This is a genomic window from Streptomyces mayteni (genome assembly GCF_054783955.1).
Map to the genome: position 1 here is coordinate 1 of NZ_BAAGPR010000287.1, position 730 is coordinate 730.

1 protein-coding gene is annotated in these 730 nt (G+C 39.7%); it reads right to left on the reverse strand.

Annotation, left to right across the window (positions count from 1 at the left end; translation table 11 throughout):
• Positions 1-497: cbb3-type cytochrome c oxidase subunit I (locus ACYVPE_RS39945; protein WP_461038746.1), on the reverse strand; the 497-nt coding region annotated here is incomplete at its 3' end.
• Positions 498-730: the final 233 nt, after the last annotated feature.

The following is a 730-nucleotide window of genomic DNA, read 5'->3' on the forward strand; positions in this document are numbered from 1 at the left end:
GATGCAACTGGTTGTGATACTAGCATATCGTAAATTAGGTATAGAAATAGAACTGTAGCTACAACTGAAATCATTGATCCAATAGAGCTAATGTAGTTCCATCCTTCGTAAGCATCAGGATAGTCAGGAATTCGTCGAGGCATTCCAGCTAGTCCTAGGAAGTGTTGTGGCATGAATGTAGTATTTACACCAATGAATAGAGTCCAGAAGTGGATTTGTGCTAGTCGTTCGTTGTACATCTTACCGAAGATCTTAGGTGCCCAGTAGTAGAATCCAGCGAAGATAGAGAACACAGCACCCATTGAAAGTACGTAGTGGAAATGGGCCACTACATAGTAGGTATCATGCATTGCTACGTCCATTGAAGCGTTTGCTAGTACTACTCCTGTTAGTCCTCCAATTGTAAATAGAGCTACAAATCCTAGTCCGAATAGCATAGGTGCTGTATATCGGATAGATCCACCGTATGCCGTTGCTCCTACTCTTTCTTCGATCATTTCAGATCTAGGCTAAAAGAGTCTACCTTTAATTGCTTAAAGGAGTGGACTATGTCTTAGATCACCGTATATTAATTAATACTTAGGTTGACCTGGGGCGTATAGTCTCTACGCTTTTACATTAGCCGTTTCCAATTAATGATTTAGTTCGACGATTGTCCTATATATGTTACTTATTCCATATATAGGAGTTCTCTCGAATTTGCCCCGCTATATTATTACTTGATTATTAC